The following is a 4,365-nucleotide window of genomic DNA, read 5'->3' on the forward strand; positions in this document are numbered from 1 at the left end:
GGGAAAGACCTGCTGGGTCGTCGAGCGCGCATTCGCCTGGCTCCACCAGTTCAAGCGGCTCCGGATCCGCTACGAGATACGCGCCGACCTTCACCTTGGCCTACTCCAACTCGCCTGCAGCATCATCTGTTTGAGACGACTCCGAACTTCATTCTGAAACGATCAGTAAGTAGCACCACATCGGCTGCATATGTCTCACATCTGCCGCCACCTGCTTCGACGCCTTACTGACGGGCAGTGGGCCGTCCCGCGTTCGCGGCGCCGTGGCATTACGTCGGGTAGCCAGGGTGCGGCGGATCGCGCGCTCGCGGTCGGCGCGGTCGTCTCCGACACCGGCGTCCGTGCGGGCGAGATGTGCGCCCGCACGATCGAGGACCTCTCCCCGACGCTGGAGGAGCTGCGGGTGGTGTCGCCGTACGTCCGGCGGTACGCGAAGGTGGGCGGAGGGCATCGAGCACGCGGTGCAGCTGTCCACCCTCGCCGACGCGGGCTTGCCCGACACCGGCCGCAGCGCATCGACAGCAGGGTGTCGGCGCCTTCCTCCGGTTCCGCGCCGATGACCTGGATGCCAGGGTTCAGGTGCTTGGCGATCGTGGCGGTCCCGGCCGCGAGGCCACCGCCGCCGACGGGCACGACGAGGGTCTCGACCTCGGGGTGATCGGTGAGCCGATCCACGGCGTCATCACTGCCCATCCCCTGCGCCAGAAGGCATGACGCGCTGCGGCGCCGACTGGTCACGCTGTCCGCGCGTGAACGCGCATCTGCACTGGGAGGGCCGCACTCCCTCGGCGGGCGCTCGTGCGCAGGTGCGCCGGCTGGCCCGTGAGCGGGTGAGCCCGCCGGACGGGTTCCGGTCGTGAGGCGAGGAGGACTGCCGGGTCGGCGCCGCGGGTTGTAGAGCGGGATGTGGTCGAGGCCGAACAGCAGGTGCCCGGGGACGGAGCGGTGGGGCGGACGTCCGGCCGGGAGGGGCTGTCACCGGGCTCGGCGGGGAAACGTATTTTGGGCGGCAGCCCGGCAGGGCGTCGCAGGCGAGGAGTAGGACATGGGCGCACAGGACGCGCAGGACACGGCCAGGAGACTACGGGCGATCGGCGATGAGCTGTCGGACCGCTTCTACGAACGGGCCGACGTGGTGCGGACGCTGGTCGTCACACTGCTGGCCGGGCAGCACTCCCTGGTGCTCGGCCCGCCCGGGACGGCGAAGTCCGAACTGGCCAGGGAGCTGACGGGGCGGGTCGAGGGCGCGGCCTACTGGGAGATCCTCCTGTCGAAGTTCACCGCGCCGACGCGGATGTTCGGGCCCGTCGACGTCGCCGCGCTGGCCCGGGGCGAGTACCGCCAGGTGCTCGAGGGCCGTGCCACGACCGCGCACATCGCGTTCATCGACGAGATATTCAAGTGCTCCACGGCGGCGCTCAACGAGACGCTGGGCTTTCTCAACGAACGGATCTACCACCCGGAGAACGGCGGCGAACCGATCCGCTGCCCTCTGATCGGCGCCATCACGGCGAGCAACGAACTGCCCTCCGGGGAGGACACGGCCGCGATCTACGACCGGCTGCTGGTGCGGATCGAGGTCGGCTATCTGGAGGACCCGTCGAACTTCGCCGCACTGGTCCGCTCCGCCGTGAGCCGTCCGGCGGCACCGGTACGGACGACGGTCGAGCTGTCCGCGTTGCGGCACGCCGTGACCGAAGCCGTCCCGGCCGTGGCCGTCCCCGACGCGGTCGTGGACGCGCTGTGCACCCTGCGCGCCGCCCTGCGCCGCAAGGAACTCGTCGCGTCCGACCGCCGCTGGCGGCAGGCGGTGGGTCTGCTCCAGGCCTCCGCCTACCTCGACGGCCGCCCGGCGGTGGCCGAGACCGACCTGTCGGTGCTGACCCATGTGCTGTGGGACTCCCCCGCCCAACGCCCGATCGTGGAGCGGGAGGTGCTGCACCTGGTCAACCCGGACGCCAAGGAGGCGCTCGACCTGGCCGACGTCATCGACGAGCTGGAGGCCCAGCTCGACGCCATGGCCGGACAGTCGCGCGAGGCTTTGAGCGACTGGGTCATCAAGAAGGCCCACAACAAGCTGGCCATGGCGGGCAAGCGGCTGGAGAAGCTGCGCGAGGAGGCGGCGGGCGCGGGCCGCTCCACCAGCGCCATCGACCGGGTCACCGGCCGCCAGCGCGCCGTCCGCGCCCGCGTTCTCACCGAGGCACTCGGCATGGACGCGAGCATGGCGCAGGCTCAGCTCTGAACCCGGGGGCGGCCAGGGCCATGGATACGACACCGAACAGGCTCGACGGCCTGGCAAGCCTGGCGGGCGGATGGCTGGGGCTGTCGTCCACCGCTCCAGAAGCACACAGCGGGGCCGTGGTCGCGGACCGGTTCGACCGGACCACCTGGCTCGACACCTATGCGCAGTCGGCCGGACTCCAGGAACTGGCAGCGGAACTGAGCCTGCGTCACGAGGGCACCGCCGACCTCCTGACCGATGTGTTCCTGGCCGCCTACAAGGCCGGTCCCCGGCTGCGCGAGCGCGAGGAGATGACGCCCTCCCGGCTGGTCAACCACCAGGTGGTCGGCGCGCTGATGGAGTCGCCCGGGTACGCCGGACTGCACCGGGAGACGGCCCAGGACCCCTACGCCGCCGCCATGGCCGTGCTCGCCCAGGCCTCCGCGCTGCGCGAGATGCTGGCCCGCTCCCGCCAGGCCGGGGAGCGGGCGGAGCAGGCGGCGAGGTCCCGGCAGGCCGCGGAGACCGCGGCGGCCGCCGTGGGCGAGGCGCTCCGGCGGGCCGCCGACGAGGCCGGTGACGACGGCGCCGTGCCGGACCCGGCAGCCGACGCCGTGCACCGGGCGGTGGAGGCGGCCGAGGCAGCCGGGCGGCAGGCAGCCCTGGACACCACGCAGGCCGTGGCTGCGGCGGTCCCCGGCATCGGCTCCGCCGCACGGAGCGGGGTGGCGAAGGCCGTCGATGCCACGCGGGAGGAGGCCGCGCTGATGCGGGCCTGGGGGGTCGGTCCCGGCGAGCTGGAGCGGATGCCGTTCGACCGGCGCACCCGGCTCGCCGAGCGGCTGCGCGACAGCCGGCTCGCGCAGTGGGCCGAACTGATCGGCCGCTTCCGGCAGATGGCCGCCGGTGAGCGGGCCCGCAAGGTGGAGAACGCCACCGGGGAGCTGGTCGGGGTGACGCTCGGCGACGACCTGTCCCGGGTGATCCCCTCCGAGCTGGCCGGCCTCGGCGTGCCCGCGCTGCGCGCGGTGTTCGCCGCGCGCTACGCGGCAGGGGAGCTGATGCTCTACGACAGCCAGGGCGAGCGGACCACCGGCCGGGGCGCGATCATCGCGTGCGTGGACACCTCGCACTCCATGTACGCGGCGGGACCCGGAGGGGTGACCCGGGAGGCATGGGCCAAGGCATGCGCCCTGGCACTGCTGGACCAGGCCCGCCACGCCGGACGCGACTTCGTCGGCATCCTGTTCTCCGCGGCCGACAAGATCCAGGTCTTCCGCTTCCCGGCGGGGCAGGCCGCCGGGATCGACCGGGTACTCGACTTCGCGGAGACCTTCCTCGGCGGCGGCACCAGCTATCAGACACCGCTGTCGGCCGCCGGCGAGCTGCTGGAGGCGGAGTTCAACGACGCCGCCCGCACACGCGGCGACATCGTGATGATCACCGACGACGAATGCGGCGTCACCGAGGAGTGGATGCGCGGCTGGAACGACTCCAAGCGCCGGCTCGGCTTCCGGGTCTTCGGCGTGGCCGTCGGCGCCCCGGACGCTGCCGAGGCGGGCTCGGTCCTGGAGGCGCTGTGCGACAACCTTCGCTCCGTCGAGGACTTCACCGACGTCCACGCGGCGGCCGACCTGTTCCGTGTGATCTGACCCCTTCCGTAAATACCAACGCGCTTTTCTGTAAGCCGAGTTGGTGACCCTCGGAGGGCATCCCCCAAGGGCGACCGGAAGCGGCTCCGCCCACAGCGCCTCCGTACACGGCCGGGCATGGCATGCCGCATCAGCGAACTGGTCATCGACGCCGCCGGCCCCGAACGGCTCGCCGCGTTCTGGAGCGAGGTCCTCGGTTACGTCGAGCTCGACCGGGAGGACGACGGCATCCAGATCGGGCTGCCCGGCGCGGGCTCCGGCGGTCCGCAGCCCACCCTCGTCCTCGGTCCCGGCAGAGGCCCCGGGGCGGAAGCTCCCGCTTCATGCCGGGAGCCACCCAGTCCCTGTACGGCCTGCTGCGGTGGACGGGTGCCGGACTGCCGGCCGCGTCCGTCCGGGCGGTTGCCGGCGGATGACCGGGCTGCGTTGCGGGGCATCGTTTACGTGCTGTGCAAGAGCGTGAGCTGGCGGGACGTTCCTGCCGAACAG

The 4,365-nt window shown here is 72.2% G+C and carries 5 protein-coding genes and 1 pseudogene; 5 read left to right on the forward strand and 1 reads right to left on the reverse strand.

Annotated features, from left to right (window positions below):
* Window positions 1-157: transposase (locus ACF08W_RS35015; RefSeq protein ID WP_392281770.1), on the forward strand; the 157-nt coding region annotated here is incomplete at its 5' end.
* A 38-nt stretch (window positions 158-195) separates the two neighbouring features.
* On the opposite strand, the gene ACF08W_RS35020 is transcribed toward ACF08W_RS35015, so the two are convergent.
* Window positions 196-633, reverse strand: a complete 438-nt coding sequence (locus ACF08W_RS35020) for a hypothetical protein (RefSeq protein ID WP_392281771.1) — start codon at window positions 631-633, stop codon at window positions 196-198.
* Here ACF08W_RS35020 and ACF08W_RS35025 point away from each other — a divergent pair.
* The 4 genes and pseudogenes from ACF08W_RS35025 to ACF08W_RS35040 form a co-directional block, all read left to right on the forward strand.
* Window positions 580-714 carry a hypothetical protein gene (locus tag ACF08W_RS35025; RefSeq protein WP_385213958.1) on the forward strand — a complete coding sequence of 45 codons (135 nt, stop codon included), beginning with the start codon at window positions 580-582 and terminating at the stop codon, window positions 712-714. The genes ACF08W_RS35020 and ACF08W_RS35025 overlap by 54 nt on opposite strands.
* Window positions 715-1,045: 331 nt before the next feature.
* Window positions 1,046-2,245, forward strand: coding sequence for an AAA family ATPase (locus tag ACF08W_RS35030; protein ID WP_385213555.1), 1,200 nt, complete (start codon window positions 1,046-1,048; stop codon window positions 2,243-2,245).
* 20 nt (window positions 2,246-2,265) lie between these two features.
* Window positions 2,266-3,876: a VWA domain-containing protein gene (locus tag ACF08W_RS35035; RefSeq protein WP_392281769.1), complete on the forward strand. Its 1,611-nt coding sequence runs from the start codon at window positions 2,266-2,268 to the stop codon at window positions 3,874-3,876.
* 117 nt (window positions 3,877-3,993) lie between these two features.
* Window positions 3,994-4,201: pseudogene (locus tag ACF08W_RS35040) on the forward strand (VOC family protein); the annotation flags it as partial.
* Window positions 4,202-4,365: the final 164 nt, after the last annotated feature.

This window comes from Streptomyces sp. NPDC015144, assembly GCF_043079735.1.
Classification (GTDB): domain Bacteria; phylum Actinomycetota; class Actinomycetes; order Streptomycetales; family Streptomycetaceae; genus Streptomyces.

Bases quoted from the DNA above. Each gene is read 5' to 3' on its own strand.
- ACF08W_RS35030 (WP_385213555.1), top strand. From the start codon at position 1,046: ATGGGCGCACAGGACGCGCAGGACACGGCCAGGAGACTACGGGCGATC.
- ACF08W_RS35035 (WP_392281769.1), top strand. From the start codon at position 2,266: ATGGATACGACACCGAACAGGCTCGACGGCCTGGCAAGCCTGGCGGGC.